Annotated in this window: 16 protein-coding genes; 10 read left to right on the top strand and 6 right to left on the bottom strand. The window is 39.0% G+C overall.

The genetic code is table 11. The annotated features are described in order from the left end of the window. Window positions 1–74 precede the first annotated feature (74 nt). From gdhA to recO, 3 genes are all read left to right on the top strand, one after another. Window positions 75–1,418, top strand: coding sequence for an NADP-specific glutamate dehydrogenase (gdhA, locus tag ABS768_RS11945; RefSeq protein WP_408075193.1), 1,344 nt, complete (start codon window positions 75–77; stop codon window positions 1,416–1,418). 122 nt (window positions 1,419–1,540) lie between these two features. After that, window positions 1,541–3,832, top strand: coding sequence for a type IX secretion system anionic LPS delivery protein PorZ (gene porZ / locus ABS768_RS11940; RefSeq protein WP_408075192.1), 2,292 nt, complete (start codon window positions 1,541–1,543; stop codon window positions 3,830–3,832). Between the two features lies 1 nt (window position 3,833). Then, window positions 3,834–4,547, top strand: a complete 714-nt coding sequence (gene recO / locus ABS768_RS11935) for a DNA repair protein RecO (RefSeq protein ID WP_408075191.1) — start codon at window positions 3,834–3,836, stop codon at window positions 4,545–4,547. Here recO and ABS768_RS11930 read toward each other — a convergent pair. Next, on the bottom strand, window positions 4,544–5,251 hold the full coding sequence (locus tag ABS768_RS11930) for a DsbA family oxidoreductase (protein ID WP_408075190.1): 708 nt from the start codon (window positions 5,249–5,251) through the stop codon (window positions 4,544–4,546). The genes recO and ABS768_RS11930 overlap by 4 nt on opposite strands. A 21-nt stretch (window positions 5,252–5,272) precedes the next feature. After that, complete coding sequence (locus ABS768_RS11925) at window positions 5,273–6,190, bottom strand: alpha/beta hydrolase (protein ID WP_408075189.1); 918 nt, start codon at window positions 6,188–6,190, stop codon at window positions 5,273–5,275. Between the two features lie 265 nt (window positions 6,191–6,455). Between ABS768_RS11925 and ileS the strand changes: the two genes are divergently transcribed. The 3 genes from ileS to ABS768_RS11910 all read left to right on the top strand — a co-directional run bounded on the left by ileS (window position 6,456) and on the right by ABS768_RS11910 (window position 11,085). Further along, window positions 6,456–9,857 carry an isoleucine--tRNA ligase gene (ileS, locus tag ABS768_RS11920; protein WP_408075188.1) on the top strand — a complete coding sequence of 1,134 codons (3,402 nt, stop codon included), beginning with the start codon at window positions 6,456–6,458 and terminating at the stop codon, window positions 9,855–9,857. Between the two features lie 7 nt (window positions 9,858–9,864). Then, the gene (locus ABS768_RS11915) at window positions 9,865–10,248 is read left to right on the top strand and encodes a TraR/DksA family transcriptional regulator (protein WP_035133186.1); all 384 of its coding nucleotides are present in this window, start codon (window positions 9,865–9,867) and stop codon (window positions 10,246–10,248) included. A gap of 210 nt (window positions 10,249–10,458) precedes the next feature. Continuing rightward, complete coding sequence (locus ABS768_RS11910) at window positions 10,459–11,085, top strand: lipoprotein signal peptidase (RefSeq protein ID WP_408075187.1); 627 nt, start codon at window positions 10,459–10,461, stop codon at window positions 11,083–11,085. Between the two features lie 7 nt (window positions 11,086–11,092). Here ABS768_RS11910 and ABS768_RS11905 read toward each other — a convergent pair whose 3' ends face one another. Next, window positions 11,093–11,656: a 5-formyltetrahydrofolate cyclo-ligase gene (locus ABS768_RS11905; RefSeq protein ID WP_408075186.1), complete on the bottom strand. Its 564-nt coding sequence runs from the start codon at window positions 11,654–11,656 to the stop codon at window positions 11,093–11,095. After that, window positions 11,649–12,620 (bottom strand): succinylglutamate desuccinylase/aspartoacylase family protein, encoded by a 972-nt coding sequence (locus tag ABS768_RS11900; RefSeq protein WP_408075185.1) that lies wholly within the window; start codon window positions 12,618–12,620, stop codon window positions 11,649–11,651. The genes ABS768_RS11905 and ABS768_RS11900 overlap by 8 nt, the downstream gene beginning before the upstream one ends. Window positions 12,621–12,723: 103 nt before the next feature. Between ABS768_RS11900 and uvrC the strand changes: the two genes are divergently transcribed. Continuing rightward, window positions 12,724–14,517, top strand: a complete 1,794-nt coding sequence (uvrC, locus tag ABS768_RS11895; protein ID WP_408075184.1) for an excinuclease ABC subunit UvrC — start codon at window positions 12,724–12,726, stop codon at window positions 14,515–14,517. Next, entirely contained in the window at window positions 14,517–16,733 is a 2,217-nt protein-coding gene (locus tag ABS768_RS11890) for a patatin-like phospholipase family protein (RefSeq protein ID WP_408075183.1), read from the top strand. The genes uvrC and ABS768_RS11890 overlap by 1 nt, the downstream gene beginning before the upstream one ends. A gap of 48 nt (window positions 16,734–16,781) precedes the next feature. Here the strand turns inward: ABS768_RS11890 and ABS768_RS11885 are convergent, their stop codons facing one another. Both ABS768_RS11885 and ABS768_RS11880 read right to left on the bottom strand, forming a co-directional pair. Further along, on the bottom strand, window positions 16,782–16,937 hold the full coding sequence (locus ABS768_RS11885; RefSeq protein ID WP_408075182.1) for a hypothetical protein: 156 nt from the start codon (window positions 16,935–16,937) through the stop codon (window positions 16,782–16,784). Next, entirely contained in the window at window positions 16,934–18,742 is a 1,809-nt protein-coding gene (locus tag ABS768_RS11880; RefSeq protein ID WP_408075181.1) for a sodium-dependent transporter, read from the bottom strand. The genes ABS768_RS11885 and ABS768_RS11880 overlap by 4 nt, the downstream gene beginning before the upstream one ends. A gap of 385 nt (window positions 18,743–19,127) precedes the next feature. Here ABS768_RS11880 and ABS768_RS11875 point away from each other — a divergent pair, with 385 nt between their 5' ends. After that, a complete protein-coding gene (locus tag ABS768_RS11875; protein ID WP_408075180.1) occupies window positions 19,128–20,285 on the top strand; it encodes a homogentisate 1,2-dioxygenase in 1,158 nt (385 codons plus the stop codon). Window positions 20,286–20,353: 68 nt separating this feature from the next. Further along, window positions 20,354–21,514, top strand: coding sequence for a 4-hydroxyphenylpyruvate dioxygenase (gene hppD / locus ABS768_RS11870; RefSeq protein ID WP_408075179.1), 1,161 nt, complete (start codon window positions 20,354–20,356; stop codon window positions 21,512–21,514). Window positions 21,515–21,541 lie beyond the last annotated feature (27 nt).

Here is a 21,541-nt window from a genome sequence, read left to right as displayed (position 1 = left end):
TTTTTTTACAGAATAATGTATATTTGCGCCGTTAACGAAAACGTTTTCTTAAACATTAAAAAACTTCTAAAGTTATGAGTGGAAGCATAGAAACTTTTATTGAATCAGTTTCAAAAAGAAATCCAAACGAGCCTGAATTTATGCAGGCTGTTAGGGAGGTAGCCGAAACGGTTATTCCTTTTGTAGAGAATAACCCAAAATACCAGGGCAAAATGCTTTTGGAAAGAATGGCTGAGCCTGAAAGAGTTGTGATGTTTCGTGTAAATTGGCTGGACGATAAAGGTCAGATACAGGTAAACAGAGGGTACAGAATACAAATGAATTCGGCAATAGGCCCATATAAAGGGGGGCTTCGTTTTCACCCGTCTGTAAACCTAAGTATATTAAAGTTTTTAGCGTTTGAGCAAACGTTTAAAAACAGCTTAACCACATTACCTATGGGTGGTGGTAAAGGAGGTTCTGATTTTGATCCTAAAGGAAAATCAGATAATGAAATTATGAAATTCTGCCAAAGCTTTATGACAGAACTTTCTAAGCATATAGGTCCTGATACCGATGTGCCTGCGGGTGACATAGGTGTTGGTGGTCGTGAGGTAGGTTATTTATTCGGTCAGTATAAAAGACTGAGAAATGAGTTTACCGGTGTGCTTACAGGAAAAGGAATCACTTTTGGCGGGTCATTAATACGTCCTGAAGCTACAGGTTACGGTTGTGTATACTTTGCACAAAGTATGCTTTCTACTATTCATGAAAGCTTTATCGGTAAAACTGTGGTTATATCAGGTTCAGGTAACGTAGCGCAGTATGCAGCCGAGAAGGTAATGCAGCTGGGAGGTAAAGTAGTTACCATGTCAGATTCTTCTGGTTACATTTATGACGCCGATGGTCTTAATGAAGATAAGCTGGCTTATATTATGGAAATCAAAAATGTTAAGTACGGCAGGATAAGCGAATATCTTGACAGGTATCCTGAAGCTAAGTTTGTTGAAGGTGGTAAGCCATGGGAAGTAAAATGTGATGTGGCATTGCCATGTGCTACACAAAATGAGCTTGACGGAGATGCGGCTAAACAACTTTTAGCAAACGGATGCCACTGTGTGGCAGAAGGGGCAAACATGCCTTGTACTCCTGAGGCTGTTGAAGCTTTCCATGAAGCTAAAATATTATTTGCTCCGGGTAAGGCGTCAAATGCTGGAGGTGTTGCCACTTCTGGTCTTGAAATGTCTCAAAATTCACTTCGTCTAAGCTGGACAAGAGAAGAGGTAGATCAAAGGCTTAAAGATATCATGGCAGATATCCATGAAGCTTGTATTACTTATGGTAAAGATGCCAGCGGTTTTACTGATTATGTAAAAGGTGCTAATATTGCCGGATTTGTAAAAGTAGCCGATGCTATGCTCGCTCAGGGAGTAGTTTAGTAACAACCCAAACTAATATATTTAAAAGCCCTCTATTGTTTAAGGAGGGCTTTTTTTATTAACCGTATACAAAAAAGAGGATAAAAGCGTTTTACCTATATTTGCTGAGTAAATAATCACTGATGAAAAGGTTTTTAACCATACTTATACTTTCGATTTATACAATGGCTTTTGCCCAGTCTAACCAAAGCTGGAGAAGCTATTTTTCGTACAACCAGGTTGTTGATATCACAAATAGCCCAAGCAGGATATTTGCTGCGGGCGAGGTAGGGGTTTTCTCTTACAATGTGCTTACTAATGAGCTGGGTACTTTTACTTCTGTTGACGGACTTAAAACCGAAAACATTACAGCTATATATCACAGTAGTATTTACGGCAAAACATTAGTGGGTAATGAGAACGGTTTACTACTGGTTATTAACGATGACAATTCCATATTAAATGTTATTGATATTGTGGAGGAAACTACGGTTGCCCAAAACAAGAAAAAAATAAATCATATTTATGAGTATGAGGGGAAGGCCTATATTTCATGTGATTTTGGAATAGCGGTATTTAACCTGCAAACACTGGAGTTTGGAGACACCTATTATTTAGGGCCTAACGGTGCCGAGATTGCTGTAAAGCAAAGTGCAGTGTACAATGGTTATATATATGCTGCCACTGCCGAAAATGGTATTAGGAGGGCAGTGTATACCAATCCAAACCTTAATGACTTCAGTCAATGGAACGAATTTGCTTCAGGGCAATATACGGGAGTTACTTCTTTTGCAGGGAACTTGTTTGCTACAGATGCTATAGGTACGGTTTACAGGCTTTTAAATGATACTTTTTCATTTTTTACGGCCATGCCCGAGGCTGTTGTTGACTTACGTTCGGCAGGAGGGTATCTGATTATTACGACTCCCGGACTTATAGATGTGTATAACGAGCAGCTTATGCTGATGCAGACTTTAGATTCTATTCCTATTTCCAGTGTAACATTTTCTTGTGCAACTATAGTGAATGAGAAAATTTATACCGGTACAACAGATAAAGGTGTGTTTACGGCAGCTTTGAATAATTTGTCTTTTTTTGTAGATATAACGCCGGACGGGCCGCTCGAGAATAGGATTTTCTCATTGGAAAAATCGGCAAATAACCTATGGGCAGTATATGGAGGTTATAATATTTTTTATACTCCCGATTATGCTCTTAAAGGAATTAGTCGTTTTACACCTGAAGGGTGGAAACATATACCGTATTATACACTTCCGGAATACCCGCAGTCATTATGTGACATAGTAGTGAAACCGGGTTTGGAAAGTCCGGTTTATATAGCCTCATATCAGTCGGGGCTTTTAAAGTTAACAGGTGGAGAACCCGAAATTTTATATGACGACAGTAATACAGGTAATAACGGGCTTGAGTCACTTGTGCTTTCTTCTGCACCTGATTATAAAAGTATAAGGATTAATGGGCCTGCGTTTGACAGAAACGGTAACTTATGGATGACGAATTCTGCTGTACTGAAACCTTTAAAAGTACTTAGGTCAAACGGACAGTGGGCAGAATATAGTTTTGAGGATATAACCTCTGGTCCTGAAAGTGATGATTATGGTCGTTTGGTTATTGATAAAAACGGTACTAAATGGATACCAAGCAGAGATAACGGTATAATAGCGTTTAATGAAAACTTAGGGAACAAATATGTGGTGATTAGGGGAGATGCAAGTAATTTACCCAGTGATTATGTAAAGTGCCTGACGATAGATAATCGTAATCAATTATGGATAGGTACTGTTAGGGGATTAAGAATAATTTCTAGTGTGGAACGGTTTGTTACCGAAAATGAATTAAGCACCAATTCCATAATTATTCTTGAGGACGGGCTGGCTCAGGAACTAATGTATGAGCAGGTTATAAATGATATTGTTGTAGACGGGGCTAATAACAAATGGATTGCTACGGGAGGATCCGGAGCTTTTTTAGTGTCATCTAACGGGCAGCAAACCCTGTTTCATTTTACAAAGCAAAACTCTCCGCTTCCAAGTAATTCCATTTTGGATATAGAGCTGGATCCTGTAACGGGTGAAGTGTTTTTTGCTACCGAAAAAGGTATGGTTTCTTATTTAGGAAATTCTACAGCAGGCGAAGACGATCTTAATAATGTTTATGTATACCCTAATCCGGTGCGTCCGGAGTTTGCAGGAGATGTTACCATAAGCGGACTTATGGATAAGGTAAACCTTAAAATAACAGATATTGAGGGTAACCTAGTATATGAAACCACTTCACAGGGAGGTACCGTTACTTGGGATACCAAAGCTTTTGGTAACTATAAAGTAGCCTCAGGTGTTTATATGATTTTCATATCATCTGACGACGGAACCAAAACCAAAGTGAAAAAAGTAATGATAATAAGAGGGCGTTAAGGTGCTGGTAAAAACAAAAGCAATAGTAATAAGTTCGCTGCGCTATCAGGAAAAAAGTTTGATAGTGAAATGTTTTACTGAGAGTGATGGGCTAAAATCCTACTTTATAAGGGATGCTTTTTCAAATAGGAAAAGCAGCCAGAAAATCGCTTTTTTTCAACCGTTAAACATACTTGAAATAGAAGCTGCCCATAAAAATAAAGGCAGCCTGGAATATTTTAAGGAGGTAAAGCTGGCGCACCCGTATTATACGGTGAATACTGATATAGCCAAAACCACCATTGTTATGTTTCTTTCAGAAATGCTGCATCACAGCATTAGGGAAGAAGAAAAAAATGAAAGCCTGTATCATTTTCTTGAAACCGCACTTTTATGGTTGGACAGTCATGATGAGACAGCCAATTTCCATTTGATATTAATGATGGAAATAACAAAGTTTCTCGGCTTTTTTCCTCAAAAGTCAGATGAGGAAGATGATTACTTTGAAATGACAGAAGGAGTGTTTACCCAATTTCCGTCAGTAAGCTGTCTCACAGCTAATGAAACCCTACTATTAAAAAGGCTAATGACACTAAAGCTGGACAATAGTGCCAAAAGCTTTCATGTAAGTGAGCGACAGGCTTTATTGAAAATCCTGTTGGATTATTATGCTTTTCATTTGGACGGTTTTAAAAGGCCTAAGTCGCTTGATGTGCTTAAAGAAGTATTCAGTTAATCACAGTTACCGTCTATATCACAACTTTCCCCTTTTATGGTCTTGAAAGAGGTTTTAGGATGAGAAGCCTGCCATTCTTCAAAGGCTTTTTCTAACGTTTGTGTAAAGGCCTCGCTTTCCTGAGCTCCCGAAACGGCATACTTGCGATTAAATACGAAAAATGGCACTCCGCGTACACCCAGCTGTTGTGCCTCGTTTATATCGGCTATAACGTCGTTTGTAAACTCACCATTATTCATGGCATCAGCAAGTTTATTGGCATCCAGTCCCATTTCTATTGACAGGAGTAAAAGCGTTTGGGCATCGTCAATGTTTTTTCCTTCGGTAAAGTAAGCCTTGAACAGTCTTTCCTCAGCTTCGTTTTGTTTGCCGTATTTTTTGGCAAAATGCAAAAAGCGATGGGCGTTAAAACTATTGGCAGGTATGGCCTTGTCAAAGTTATAAGTTAGTCCAGCCTGTGCCGCCATATTGGTTACATAATCGTTCATGCCTTTTGCTTCTTCAAGGCTAATATTTTTATGTTCGGCTAAGTACTCGTGTATGTTTTTGGTTGGATCTGTTTTAAGTTCAGGCGAAAGTAAAAAGCTTTTCCATTCTATTTCCACGTCATTTTTCCCTTCAAAAGTTGCAAGGGCCTCTTCAAATCTTCTTTTGCCAATGTAGCAAAAGGGACACATAATGTCACTCCATATTTCTATTTTCATCACAGTAAAATTTATATGGGGTTAGTCACAAAAACTATACCCGTTACCCTTTTTGCGCTCTTTATTTGTGGCAACAATTACGTGCGACTCTTCTTTTTTATCATTCAGTACGTTATTCATAAAGTCTACAACAGTTTGTGGGTCTTTGCCAAACAGCTCATCACTGTATTCGTGTCCGCCATTGCAATAAGTTACCAGTTTGGCGCTTCCGTTAAGGTCAATAATATGATTGTAAATAGAATATGAGCCAAAAAGCATAAGCCATCCCGAAGCATTTGTAGGGCAGTAATGGTGTGCCGCTGTTGCATAAGGTACTGTAGTGTCACAGCTTCCGTGGAAAAGAAGCGTAGGGATAACACTCTCTTTAGTGATGAGGTTAATGTCCATAATGGCACCTGCGCCCGATATCACTCCGGCATATTTAAAATCGTTAGGCAGTTTGTTAGGATAAAGTCCCATTATATCCCTATCCCAATAGGCGGCATGTAATGCGGTTTCGGCACCTGCGCTACTACCCGAAATGAATATTTTTGAAGTATCGATATTGTATTTTTCACTATTATTAATGAAGTATAGCGTAGCCTGCCATAGCTGGTTTGCCGCTATTTGTATGGCTTTCACTTTTTCGGTCAGGATGCCGTCACAGCTAAACTTGCGGTTTTTCATATAAAGTGTGTAGCTTATAGATGCTGCTACATAGCCCTGAGATGCTGCGTGTTTTGAAATAGTGTGTCCCCATTCGCGGGTTCCTCCTGCAAAACCTCCGCCATGAACATGTATAAGCAATGGTTTTTTTTCTTTTCCCTGTGTTTTTGGCAGGAAAAGATCGAGTTCCAGTTTTGTAGAATCGTTTACAAAATAGGTTAGTGTTTTAAAGTCCTGTGCTTTTGCCGAAACGAATAATACAAAGGCAAATAGCAGGAGTGAGAATTTTTTCATGATTTAGATACGGTTTGTTACAAACTTACATAAAAGTTTAAAGTCATTATTTTGATGCTTTTCTTTTAGTCCTAAACGATGTTGTATTGAGAAGTCGCTTTAAGTTTTTTGATTTTATAATTTATTCAACATTGTGAGGTGTTTTTAACAAAAATGATTATTGTTTTTTATGAAAACGTTATTTCTTGCGCAAGTTTGCTGATTATTCCCATTCCTTAAAAAAAATCCTTACATTCGCAGATTATTTTTTAGAATGCAATTTGTAATGAGCAAGAAGTTTACTGAATATAAGGGACTTGACCTGCCAACAGTGGCGGGCGAGGTACTTGATTTCTGGAAGAAGGAAAATATTTTTGATAAGAGTGTAACTACACGTGACGGGAAACCGCAGTATGTGTTTTTTGAAGGCCCGCCTTCGGCAAACGGACTGCCGGGTATTCACCACGTAATGGCGCGTGCTATTAAAGATATTTTCTGCCGTTACCAAACCCAGAAAGGTTTCCAGGTAAAACGCAAAGCCGGGTGGGATACACACGGACTTCCGGTAGAGCTTGGTACCGAAAAGGAACTTGGCATTACAAAAGAAGATATTGGTACAAAAATATCTGTTGAAGAATATAACGAAGCCTGTAAGCGCACGGTAATGCGTTATACAGACGTATGGAATGACCTAACCGAAAAAATGGGTTACTGGGTAGATATGGAAGATCCGTATGTTACCTACAAATCCAAATACATGGAATCGGTTTGGTGGTTACTGAAACAGATTTATGATAAAGGCCTTTTATACAAAGGTTATACTATACAGCCCTATTCACCTAAAGCGGGTACCGGTTTAAGTTCGCACGAGGTTAACCAGCCGGGTGCTTACCGTGATGTGACTGATACTACTATCGTCGCTCAGTTCAAAACAGTGGCAGATACGCTTCCTGATTTCCTTAAAGGTTTTGGAGAGGTTGATATCATGGCATGGACTACTACGCCATGGACATTGCCAAGTAACACTGCACTTACCGTAGGTCCTAATATTGATTATGTGTTGGTACAAACTTTTAATCAGTATACATTTGAGCCAATAAATGTGGTACTTGCCAAAAATCTTATCGGGAAACAGTTTGGTAAAAACTACTTCGAAAGTGAAGATGCTGCCGATTTTGAAAACTTCAAAGAAGGAGATAAAAAAATACCATACAAAGTAGTTGCCGAAGGAAGAGGTAAAGACCTTGTAGGAATCCGTTATGAGCAGTTATTGCCATTTGTATTACCATACCAAAACCCTGAAAATGCATTCCGTGTAATCTCGGGTGATTTCGTAACTACCGAAGACGGTACCGGTATAGTACACACAGCGCCTACTTTTGGTGCCGATGATGCCAAGGTGGCAAAAGAGGCGAAGCCGGAAGTACCGCCAATGCTTGTACTGGATAAAAACGGAAACTCTGTGCCGCTTGTAGATCTTCAGGGAAGGTTTATTGACGGATTGGGCGATCTTTCAGGTAAGTATGTTAAAAATGAATACTATGATAAAGGGGAAGCACCGGAAAAATCAGTAGATGTTGAAATTGCTATCCGTTTAAAAGAAGAAAATAAAGCCTTTAAGGTTGAGAAATATGTTCACAGCTATCCGCACAGCTGGAGGACAGATGAGCCGTTACTATACTATCCGTTAGATAGCTGGTTTATCCGTGTTACCGACGTGAAGGACAGGATGTTTGAACTGAATGAAACCATAAACTGGAAACCTAAGGCTACCGGTGAAGGACGTTTTGGTAACTGGCTTAAAAATGCCAATGACTGGAACCTTTCACGTTCCCGTTACTGGGGTATACCGCTTCCTATATGGAGAACAGAGGATAAGACAGAAGAAATGATTATCGGTTCTGCAGAAGAACTGTATAATGAAATAGAAAAAGCCATAGCAGCAGGTGTTATGAGCGAAAATCCGTTTAAAGGATTTGAGCCGGGTAACATGAGCGAAGATAATTATGAGCTTATCGACCTGCATAAAAATGTTGTAGACGGCTTAATACTCGTTTCACCAAGCGGAAAGCCAATGAAACGCGAAAGCGATCTTATTGATGTTTGGTTTGACAGTGGGGCTATGCCTTATGCACAATGGCACTATCCGTTTGAAAATAAGGAACTGGTAGATAACCATACGGCTTATCCTGCCGACTTTATCGCCGAAGGAGTAGACCAGACAAGAGGTTGGTTCTATACGCTACATGCTATAGGTACACTGGTATTTGATCAGGTGGCTTATAAAAACGTAGTAAGTAACGGGCTTGTACTGGATAAGAACGGACACAAAATGTCCAAGCGCTTAGGTAATGCTGTAGATCCGTTTGAGACACTTGCAGAATATGGCCCTGATGCTACCCGCTGGTACATGATTAGTAATGCAAACCCATGGGATAACCTTAAGTTTGATATAGAAGGAGTGGCCGAAGTAAGACGTAAATTCTTTGGTACTCTGTATAATACATATTCATTCTTTGCGTTATATGCCAATATTGATAACTTCAGTTTTGCTGAACCGGAAGTTCCGCTTAATGAAAGGCCTGAAATAGACCGCTGGATTTTATCTGAGCTTAACACACTTATAAAAGATGTAGATAGCTTCTACGCCGATTATGAGCCTACAAGGGCGACAAGGGCGATATCTGACTTTGTTCAGGAGAATTTGAGTAACTGGTATGTAAGACTTTGCAGAAGACGTTTCTGGAAAGGGGAGTATGCACAGGATAAAATAGCGGCTTACCAAACGCTTTACACCTGTCTTGTAACTGTGGCTAAACTGAGTGCTCCTGTAGCGCCTTTCTTTATGGACAGACTTTATAAAGATTTAACACAAGCTTCACAGAAAGAGACATTCGAAAGCGTACATTTGGCCGATTTTCCACAGTATGCTGATAACTTTGTTGATAAATCGTTAGAAAGCAGAATGGAGAAGGCGCAAACAATTTCATCATTAGTTCTTTCGTTAAGGAAGAAGGAGATGATTAAAGTGCGCCAACCGTTGCAAAAGGTAATGATACCGGTACTTGACGCAAAACAGAAGGGTGAGATTGAAGCAGTTTCAGAACTGATTAAGGCTGAGGTAAATGTGAAGGAAATCGAATTGATGGACGACGCTTCAGACGTGCTTGTTAAGCAAATCAAACCTAACTTTAAAGTACTGGGGCCACGATTCGGGAAAGATATGGGTCTGATTTCCAAAGAGATACAAAATTTCTCACAGGAACAGATCAATGAGATTGAGAAGAGCGGCAGCCTGGATGTTGTTATTTCAGGAAAAAGTATTACTTTAACAAACGAAGATGTTGAGATTTCTTCGCAGGATATCGAAGGCTGGTTAGTGGCAAATTCAAACGGTATTACAGTAGCGCTTGATATTACCATTACCGACGAACTAAGGAACGAAGGTATTGCCCGAGAGCTTGTAAACAGGATTCAGAACATAAGGAAAGATTCAGGATTTGAAGTTACCGACAGGATTAAAGTTTACCTGAAAGATAACGAAGTGCTGGAGCAGGCTGTTAAGAATAACGAGAGTTACATAAAGTCTGAAACCCTTACGGATGAACTGATATTTAATGAAGAAATTGAAAACGGTACAGAAATTGAATTTGATGAGATAAAAACACTAGTATTAATTTCAAAATAATTGAAATATGGTAGATGAGCAGCAAATAAGATATTCGGACGCGGATTTAGCCGAGTTTAAGGAGCTTATTACTAAAAAGATAGAAAAAGCTAAAGCTGATCTTGACTTAATTAAGAGTGCCTACATGAATGATTTAAACAACGGTACAGATGATACATCGCCTACGTTTAAAGCATTTGAAGAAGGTAGTGAGACTATGTCTAAAGAAGCCAACTCTCAGCTTGCTATCCGTCAGGAAAAGTTTATTCGTGACCTTAAAAATGCCCTTATAAGAATTGAAAACAAAACTTATGGCATTTGTAAAGTAACCGGTAAGCTTATTGGTAAAGAAAGACTTAAACTTGTACCTCACGCTACCATGAGTATCGAGGCAAAAAACATGCAAAGATAAATTGTAATATCAGGGCTGCTTTTAGCGGCCCTTACTTTTTTATTTTATCACCTTACTTAACACATCTTGACCTGTAACTTTAAAATCCCGTATACAGGCACGCTTTTTTGCGGTTTATTTCTCCATATTAAACCTTTTGCATTCTATTAACTAAGGTCTGATAATTATTATTTAATAATTTCATTTATTTTTGCGGGTAAAATTTTAAAAATGTCTTTAAAGAAAGCCTACCTTATTGTTATCCTTATACTGATTATAGATCAGGTTTCAAAAATCTACATAAAAACTCATTTCGTGTTGCGTGAAGATATTCCGGTTATGGGTCTAAATTGGTTTAGGATATATTTTATTGAAAATGAAGGTATGGCTTGGGGTGCTGTTATTCCGGGGGCATACGGTAAGCTGATACTTACCCTTTTCAGGATAGTTGCAGTAGGTGGTATAGGGTATTGGTTATATGATTCTGTAAAGAAAAATTACTCCAATTACCTTATTATATCCATATCGCTTATTTTGGCAGGAGCTTTTGGTAATATAATCGACTCGGTTTTCTACGGACTTATTTTTGATTACAGTAGCCCTAACCATGTGGCTACTTTATTTTCAGACAATCCATATGGAACAGTTTTTCACGGTAAGGTGGTAGATATGTTCTATTTCCCTATAATCACCGATGGTAAATTCCCTTCATGGTTCCCAATATGGGGAGGAGAAAGCTTTACTTTCTTTAATGCTGTTTTTAACGTTGCCGATGCTGCAATTTCTGTAGGTGTGGGTATATTGCTTCTTTTCAATAAAAGAGCGTTTGCTAAGCCTCAGGGCGTAGTTACAGAGTAGGTTAAAGTTAAAATCGGTAAATCTCTTTTGGGGTAACACAATAATCCAGTACCATATCGTTTGGATGTGTGTCGTCTATACTTTCTTCGGCTTCAAAAAAGGATAATCCTATTTTTATCACATCCTCTTTGCAACTGGCTAAAAAGCGGTCGTAAAACCCTTTTCCGTAGCCTGTGCGGTGTCCTTTAGTATCAAAAGCTAAAAGCGGAACAAATACCACGTCTATTTTAGTATCGGGTACCTCTATACCGTCAACCGGTTCCGGTATGCCATATTCGTTTTTTTTAAGACGTGTATTATCGGTAAGCAGGTATTGTGTCATGCTACAGTCATCAAAATTAGATTTTGAAATAACTACTTCCTTATCTTTTCCGGCAAGTATTTGTAAAATGTATTCGGTTTGGATTTCCTTATGCTCTTCAATACTAAGAAACAGGTGGAAATAGGTTTTATCCCAAATATTCAGTTTCAGCAATTGGTTTGCTATTGCCAAGCTTTGTTGTTCAATCTCATCAAAGCTCATAGCATTACGAAGTGCCTTATATTTTATGCGGAGTTCTTTTTTAATCATGTTGCAGTTTTTGGGTAATATGGAAAACAGCATCTCCCTGATACACTATAGGGGCATCGTTAGCATTAATAATATATCCGGCGTGTGGTGCTTTTACCTTATGTTCAAACTTACCAAACGGATCGGTTATATAAGCTATTACCTCACCTTTTTCCACAAACTTACCTACATTACAATGTAACTGGAATAATCCGGAAAAACGGGCGCGCACCCATCCTGATCTTTCAATGTAAATAGAAGGTCCGGGAGCTTCCTTAGCGTTCTTTTTGGGGTTAAGCATATCAAAGTGCGCTAAAAAGCGTTTTGCGCCTTTTACACCTTCCTGAGTGATGTCGTTGTTAATATCTAACGATTTCCCTCCCTCAAACAACAACATTTTTACACCCATCCTGCCACAGGCATTTCTAAACGAGCCCGAAATGTTTTTGGAATAAAGGGTAAAGGGTGCATTAAACACATCGGCAAGCTGTTTTAATTCTTCATTGTTTGGTACAATACGAATTTGTGCTGCATTAAATCTGCTGGCACCACCGGCATGGAAGTCTACACAGTAATCTATATGAGGTACGATTTCGTTTAGCAGGTGGAAAGCAAAACGACTGGCAAGCGATCCGCTCTTACTACCGGGGAAAACCCTGTTTAGGTCACGTCCGTCAGGAAATTCACGGGTTTTATTTACAAAACCGAATACGTTAATTACCGGAATACAAATAATGGTTCCGCGTTTGGGTTTGTTTATTTTACGAACTATAAGCTGGCGTACAATTTCAACGCCGTTAATTTCGTCTCCGTGCAGCCCGGCGCTAAAAAGAACAACGGGTCCGTCGATTTTAGCCCTTTCCACAATAATGGGAACCTTAAGTTTTGTCATGGTATGCAGGCGTGCAATTTCCATGTTTATGGTTTTGCTGTCACCCGGTAATACGGTCTCTCCCAGTATGGTAATCTCCCTGTGTTTTGCCATAATTTTACAGAAAGGGTAAAAATAGGAATTATCAGTAATTTTTATGTGTTTAACCTGTGTTTTTTAAGACTCGGGGTAATGATTTGTTTTTTAAATTTGTAATATGCAAACTCCGCTGGAATTACAAATACAAACCCTTCCCGACAGCCCCGGTGTTTACCAGTATTACGATAAAGATGGTAAACTGCTGTATGTGGGTAAGGCCAAGAACCTTAAAAAGAGGGTTTCATCTTATTTTACAAAAGTTCACGACTCAGGTAAAACAAGAGTACTGGTAAAAAAAATAGCCAGTATCAAACATATTGTTGTGCCTACAGAGAATGATGCATTGCTGCTGGAAAACAATCTTATCAAAAAGTACCAGCCACGCTATAACGTTATGCTTCGTGATGATAAGACTTACCCGTGGATTTGTATTAAGAAAGAACCTTTCTCGCGTATTTTTTCTACCCGAAGGCTGGTAAAAGACGGGTCGGAATACTTTGGCCCATACACCAACTTCAAAACGGTACATACATTACTGGAGCTTATTAAGGAACTTTATCCGCTACGTACATGCAATTATGATTTGAGTGCAGGTAATATAAAAAGCGGTAAGTATAAGGTTTGCCTTGAGTACCATATAGGGAACTGTAAAGGACCCTGCGAAGGTTATGAATCGCTGGAACAATACCAAAGCAATGTAAATGCGGTAAGGGAAATACTTAAAGGGAACTTTAAGGAAAGCCTTAAGGATTTTAAAAACCTGATGCAGGAACTGGCCGCCGAAATGAAATTTGAGGAAGCCCAGAAAATAAAAGAAAAGATTGAGGTGCTGGAAAACTATCAGGCGCGCTCTACCGTATTTAATCCGAAGATATCTAACATCGATGTATTTACCATAATATCTGATGAGAGTATGGCTTATGTGAACTTTATACAGGTGTCACACGGTGCCATTATCCGTTCACATACTATGGAAATAAAAAAGAGACTGGAAGAAACAGATGAGCAGTTGCTTGAACTGGCCGTTGTAGAGCTTAGGGCACGCTTTGATTTGCGCTCAAAAGAGATATTGCTGCCTTTTGAACTGGATTTGGGGCCTGATGTAAAAATAACAGTACCTAAACTTGGGGATAAAAAGCAAATTTTAGATTTGTCTGAACGCAACGCTAAGTTTTATCGTATGGATCAGCTTAAGCAAATTAAGATAGTTGATCCCGACAGGCATACTAACCGTATTATGGCACAAATGAAAAAAGATTTGCGCCTTCCGTTTGAGCCAAGGCATATTGAGTGTTTTGATAACTCAAACATTCAGGGTACTAATCCGGTGTCGGCGTGCGTTGTGTTTAAAGACGGAAAACCAAGTAAAAAGGACTACCGTCATTTTAATATAAAAACGGTTGAAGGTCCTAACGATTTTGCTTCTATGGAAGAAGTGGTCTACAGGCGATACAAGCGTCTTTTGGATGAGAATGAACCCCTGCCACAGCTTATTATTATAGATGGTGGTAAAGGTCAGTTATCATCGGCTTTAAAAAGCCTTGATGACTTGGGATTGAGAGGTAAAATCACTATTTTAGGCATTGCTAAAAGACTCGAGGAAATTTTCTATCCGGGGGATTCCATTCCACTGTATCTGGACAAGAAATCAGAGACTTTAAAAATAATACAGCACCTCAGGAATGAGGCGCACCGTTTCGGGATTAATTTCCATAGGGATAAACGTAGCAAAGGAGCGCTCCAAACGTCAATAGAAAGCATACCGGGTATAGGGGAGAAGACAATGATAGCGCTTTTGAAAGAGTTTAAGTCGGTTAAAAGGCTGTCTGCCGCCCCCGAAGAAGACATTGCAAAAGTTGTAGGCCCTGCAAAAGCTAAAAAAATTACAGAATTCTATAAAAGTAAAACGTAATGAATAAACCGCTCCTTACCCTGCTATTTTTAATCACTTTTTATACTATTTCGGCTCAGGAAAACGATACCCTGCCGAAACATAAACCAAAAATAGGGGTGGTGCTGAGTGGAGGAGGGGCAAAAGGACTTGCCCATATTGGTGCTTTAAAAGTACTCGAAGAGGCCGGAATAGAAATATCCTATATAGGCGGTACCAGTATGGGAGCTATAATCGGGGGGCTTTATGCTTCCGGTTACAGTGCAAATCAATTGGATTCCATTTTTCAGAGGGTAGATTCAGATGCTTTGCTTCGTGATTATATTCCAAGAGGTTCCAAAAACTTTTTTGAGAAAAGAAATGATGAAATTTACGCCTTAACACTTCCGTTTAAAAACTTTAAGTTAGGGTTTCCAACAGCTGTTTCAAAAGGACTTTACAATTATGCAATTATAAACAGGCTCACCAATCATGTTAGGCACGTTAGGGAATTTGACAGCCTGCCTATTCCGTTTGTTTGTATTGCTACAGATATTGAAACCGGGGAGGAGGTAGTATTGCATAAGGGTATACTACCGGATGCGATTCTTGCCAGTGGAGCTTTTCCGTCATTATACTATCCGGTGGAGATAGACGGGAGACTGCTTATTGACGGAGGGGTTACCAATAACTATCCGGTAGAGGAAATCAGGAAGATGGGTGCCGATATTATTATTGGGGTTGATGTTCAGGACGGACTGAAATCCCGCGATGAGATTAAAGGTGCAACCGGGGTACTCGTCCAGATCAATAACTACCAGATGATCAAAAAAATGGAAAAGAAACGGAAGGAGACTGATGTATATATAAAACCGGATATTTCGGGCTACTCGGTTATTTCTTTTGATCAGGGGCGGGAAATTATCAGAAAAGGAGAAGAGGCTGCTTTAATATTATATGATACGCTAAAAAAACTGGGTGGTGATAAGCCTATAGTAAAAAGATGTACCGAGGCAAAAGATACTCTTAATATTGAATATATTAATGTGAATGAGTTGGAATATTACACCAAATCATACGTGATAGGTAAGCTAAGGTTTAAAGGAGGTACAAAAATTACTTACGATAAACTTGATGCCGGAATAAGTAGTCTTAGCGCTACACAAAACTTTAATTCCATTTCCTATTCTTTTGAAAAAGGACCTAACGGAGGCGATGTGCTTAATATGAACTTAAGTGAAAATCCTGTGAACCGCTATTTGAAATTCGGGCTTCACTATGACGGGTTGTATAAGAGCGGTATACTGGTTAACCTTACCCAAAAGAAACTGTTGTTTCAAAATGACGTTGCATCGCTTGATGTGATATTGGGAGATCACTTCCGTTATAACCTGGATTATTATCGCGATAATGGTTTTCATATCAGTTACGGTTTCCATTCAAGCTATAGTAATTTCAACAGGAATATATCTGCCGAATATAATGAGGGAGAATTTTTAAGGACATTTGGGGTGAATTCGCTTAACCTTGATTTTACCGATTTTACCAATAAGGTATACCTGCAAACCATTTTTGCACAAAAGTTCCTGATTGGTGCAGGTGCCGAACTAAAGCATTTAAAGATTAAGAGTGAAACGGTAGAGTCTAACAGTATTTTTGACGACAGCGATTATTTCTCACTATACGGTACACTTAAATACGACTCTTATGATAACAAATACTTTCCTAAAAAGGGATGGTATTTTACCGGTGAGGCAAAAACGTTTTTATTCTCATCTGATTACAATAATATTTTTGGGCGTTTCAGCATCTTTAAGGCAGATATGGGTATAGTACATGAGATAGTGCATAACCTGTCGTTAGAATTGCAAACAGAAGGCGGTTTTGCTGTTTCCAGCGATACTACAGTGCCGTTTTTTGATTTTATTTTAGGAGGATACGGATATCTTATGACAAATAACTTCCGTCATTTTTACGGATATGATTTTTTGAGCCTTTCAGGAGACAGTTACATCAAGGGAACTGCAACACTTGACTATGAGTTTGTAAAGAAAAATCATATTAACTTTACAGCAAACTTTGCCAATTTAGGACACAGGATTTATGATGAGGGTAATATATTCAGTGTGCCTCAGTATAGCGGATATGCTTTTGGTTATGGTATGGAAACCATAATAGGACCTATAGAGATAAAACACAGCTGGTCTCCCGATACCAAAAATCACTATACCTGGTTTAGTGTAGGTTTCTGGTTCTAAATTTTCACAGAAGTTTAAAAGGAATATATAAAAAGCCAAAAGGCAGGATTAACTATCCTGCCTTTCTGTTATATCATCATTTTCCGAATAGGAGTCGGGTTCCTGTTTGGGCTTTACAGTCAAAACCTTATAAAAAAAGTATGCTGCCATGGCGACCACAATTCCCTGTGCGCTTACCATTACTATTATTGCTTCTGTTTTCATGCTGTTGCCCTCCCTTCTTTAACTCGTTTTAAATATGCTCTGTACACTACTACGCTAATAAAGATAAACAAAGTTATTAATAATAACCTGCCCAGTGTTTTATACATCACGTGATTCGTGAATTTACCTTCAGCGATTTTATCTTTAGGGTATACTTTATCCCCCTGACTAACAACTGTATGTTGTTTGTCTTTAAATGAGTAGGTTTTATAATCGGTATATTTTACGGTATGTATGTTGCTTTGCGATTTATCAAACACCTGTTTTTCGTTCTCAAAAGCAATTTTTACAAAGTTAGGCGTTACGGAGTCTACTACACCAAATTCGGCAGAGCCATAATCCTCGGCATAATAAGCATCAGCAAACCACTCTTTGTTATGGGTGTCATTATTCATAACCTTATTGGTCATATCCGGTACACTGGCAAGAAGAACCCATCCTAACAGACATGGCGTTACAACAAGTATGACGTATTTAAAGAATACCGGAACTTTAATATCGGCACCCAGGTTGATTTCTTCCCATCCTCTTTTTATACCGAAAATCCATGCAAACAGTACGGTTTCAAGGAAAGCAAACACTACAAGGCTTACGGTACCTGCCCAATAGTCGTATTCATCAAATACACCTTCTTTAAAGAAGATAACGGTTGGTAATCCCATTATGAGGGCAATAAGCCCGAAGGACCATGCTCCTTTGTTGTTTTTCCAGCCAAACTCATCGCGCATAAAGCCAATCCATGGTGTACCCATGGCGAGGGACGAGGTAATACCGGCAAAGAACAATAGCCCGAACCAGAATACCCCTGCAAAAACGGCGAGGACGTGACCCCATTGCTGGAAGAGGTAAGGCATAGTTTGGAATGCCATACCGAAACCTGCGTTTTGAAGTACCCAGTCAAGACCAAGGTAACCTGCAGCGATAGGAATTACTATTGAACTACCTAAAACTACTTCTACAAATTCGTTCATGAAACCTGCGGAAACAGCATTTAAGGCAATATCGTCTTTAGATTTTATGTAGGCCGCATAACAGTGTACGGTACCCATACCTACAGACAGGGTAAAGAATATCTGCCCGGCGGCGGCGAGCCATACCTTAGGGTTGGCGAGGGAGTCAAACTGTGGTGTCCATAAGAAGTTAAGTCCATCCCATGCATTTGCATTAGGGAACAGGTCTGATGCTCCGTCTGTTCCAAGAGTTAATCCTTTAAATGCCAGTACAGCACCAAAAAGGATAAGTAGCGGCATACCTATTTTTGCTACTTTTTCAATACCACCTAAACCTTTAGAGAGTATGTAAGTATTTAATAGTAAGCATATTATGTAAAAAACAACAGCTTCATAAGGAATGCCTGTAGTACTTTTTGCTATTGTGGTATAGGTATCAAAAAATCCTGCCACTTGAGCCTGATCCATACCCACAAAAGTTCCTTTTATTGTGTGGTATACATAAGACATAGTCCAGGATTCGATATAACAGTAGTATGATGCGACGGCGATATTGGTAAATATACCAAAGACACCAATGTATTTCCATATTCGGCCTTTAGCCATGGTGTCCAGAATGTAAGGAGTACTGTGGTTGCCGTATCTTCCTCCAAAACGGCCGGTAGACCATTCAATAAAAAGGAGAGGGATTCCCATTACTACAAAACACACGAGGTAAGGTATAATAAAGGCGCCACCTCCGTTTTGAACTGCCTGTACCGGGAATCTTAAAAAGTTACCTAATCCAACCGCATTACCTGCCATTGCCAGAATTAAGCCAACACGCGAGCCCCACGATTCTGCTTTCGCTGCCATAAAGGATATTTGTTTTTTGGTTATTAAACGGTTTCAAAGATAGAAAAACAAATAGAAAAGTAAAGAAAAGGTCAATTAAATTAAAAATCCGTAAAGTCTTTTAACATAAGTGGTTCATATTTTTCAAACAGCCTAAAATCACATCAACAGATTCATAACCAAAGCCGATTTTAACGTGAAACTCAAATTTTTGCTGAGAATGTGTCCTAAATATAAATATTGTATAATAATTAGGGAGCAAAATTAAATTTTTACGATATTTGTCTTATGAATATGAGTTGGACAGATTTATTAAGCCACCTGAAATTTCTTATCAAGAGAAATCCGGAATGATATATATTATTTGGTATACCCGTTTAATATGTTTAATTAATAAATTTCAATTATGCCTATATATCACAAAGTAGGGAATATCCCTCACAAAAGACATATACAGTTTGAAAAGCCGGATGGCGGGCTTTACTACGAGCAGCTGTTTGGTACCGAAGGTTTTCACGGACATTCTTCTCTGTTGTACCATGTACACAGGCCAACACAGGTTAAGGAGATTTTAAGGTCTTACTCTGTAGAGCCGGAAATTGCCATCGAAAAAAATATCAAATCACTTTTACTTAAAGGTTTTGAGCTTCAGCCTAAGGATGACTTTTTGGAAAGCCGTACCGATATGCTGGTAAACAATGATTGTATCATTGGGCTTGCAGCGCCAAAAAAATCGCTTCGTGAGTATTTTTACAAAAATGCCGATGCCGATGAAATGCTGTTTATTCACAAAGGTAAAGGTACTCTTAGGACTTTTATGGGTAATATTCCGTTTGAATATGGTGATTACCTTGTTATTCCAAGAGGTATGATATATCAGATAGATTTTGAAACCAGCGATAACCGTTTACTTTATGTAGAGTCTACATCACCTTTCTATACGCCTAAGCGTTATAAAAATGAAAGCGGTCAGCATTTAGAGCACTCTCCGTTCTGTGAAAGGGACTTTAAATTACCGGAGCAACTTGAAACTTATGATGAAAAAGGAGATTTCCTTATCAAGATCAAGAAAGAAGGTATGATGCATGAGGTAGTATATGCTACACATCCGTTTGACGTTATTGGTTGGGATGGTTATAACTTCCCTTACGGGTTTAGTATCCATAACTTTGAGCCTATTACAGGTAGGGTACACTTACCACCACCAATTCACCAAACATTTGAAACCGCCGGATTTGTGGTTTGTTCATTCTGCCCAAGGCTTTATGACTACCATCCAAAATCAATCCCTGCACCATACAATCACAGTAATATTGATAGTGACGAAGTGCTTTATTATGTAGACGGAGACTTTATGAGCCGTAACAACATAGAGCAGGGGCATATTACGCTTCACCCTAAAGGTATTCCTCACGGACCAGCACCCGGGGCAATGGAGCGCAGTATCGGTCAAACAGAAACTTTAGAGCTTGCGGTAATGGTAGATACTTTCCGTCCGCTTAAAGTAACTAAAGCTGCTATGGGCTTAGACGATGGTCAATACTACAAATCGTGGGTAGAGTAATTTTTTAAAACTAACAAAAAAACAAAACGTTTTCCTGCCTTGCCGGGAAAACTTAAAATATTGAAACTATGAGCAAAGAAGTAAAGAGCGTAGAATACGGCTTAGAAAAAATATTTGAAGGAGCACAGGATTTCCTTCCGCTTTTAGGAACAGATTATATCGAATTTTATGTAGGTAACGCTAAACAGGCGGCCCACTATTATAAAACAGCTTTCGGATTCCAGTCGCATGCTTATGCAGGTTTGGAAACAGGTTTAAAAGACAGAGCATCTTATGTACTTGTTCAGGACAAAATCCGTTTAGTATTAACAACTCCGTTAAATGCTGATTCTCCGTTAAACGATCATATCGTTAAGCACGGTGATGGTGTTAAAATTGTAGCACTTTGGGTTGAGGATGCAAGAAAATCTTTTGAGGAAACTACTAAAAGAGGTGCTAAAGTGTATATGGAACCAACTGTTGAAACAGATGAATTTGGTGAAGTAGTACGTGCAGGTATCTATACTTATGGTGAAACAGTTCACATGTTTGTAGAGCGTAAAAACTATAAAGGAGCTTTCTTACCGGGATATAAAGAATGGAAGTCTGACTACAATCCTGAGCCAACAGGCCTTAAATTTGTGGATCACATGGTAGGTAACGTAGGGTGGAATGAAATGAATACCTGGGTTAAGTGGTATGAAGAAGTAATGGGCTTTGTTAACTTCCTTTCATTTGATGACAAGCAAATCCATACAGAATATTCTGCTCTAATGAGTAAAGTAATGTCTAATGGTAACGGTAGGATTAAATTCCCTATCAATGAGCCTGCAGAAGGAGCTAAAAGATCTCAAATTGAAGAATATCTTGATTTCTATGGTGGCCCTGGTGTACAACACATCGCTATCGCTACCGATGATATCATTAAAACTGTAAGCGCACTTAAAGCAAGAGGTGTGGAGTTTCTTTCTGCACCACCTCATACTTACTATGAAGAAGTGCCAAACCGTCTTGGTGAGCACATGAGTATTATGAAAGAGGATATTAGTGTACTTGAAAGCTTAGGTATAATGGTTGATGCTGATGAGGAAGGTTATTTATTACAAATTTTCACCAAACCGGTTGAAGACCGTCCTACACTTTTCTATGAGATAATCCAGAGAATGGGTGCAAGAGGCTTTGGTGCAGGTAACTTTAAGGCTCTGTTTGAGTCGATTGAGAGAGAACAGGCATTGCGAGGAACGCTATAAAAGTTACTTATTTTTGTATAGTCAATA

Source organism: Flavobacterium rhizophilum (assembly GCF_046000485.1).
Taxonomy (GTDB): Bacteria; Bacteroidota; Bacteroidia; order Flavobacteriales; family Flavobacteriaceae; genus Flavobacterium; species Flavobacterium rhizophilum.
The sequence above is the reverse complement of the archived record's forward strand: the minus strand, read 5'-3'. Positions and strand labels throughout refer to the sequence as shown.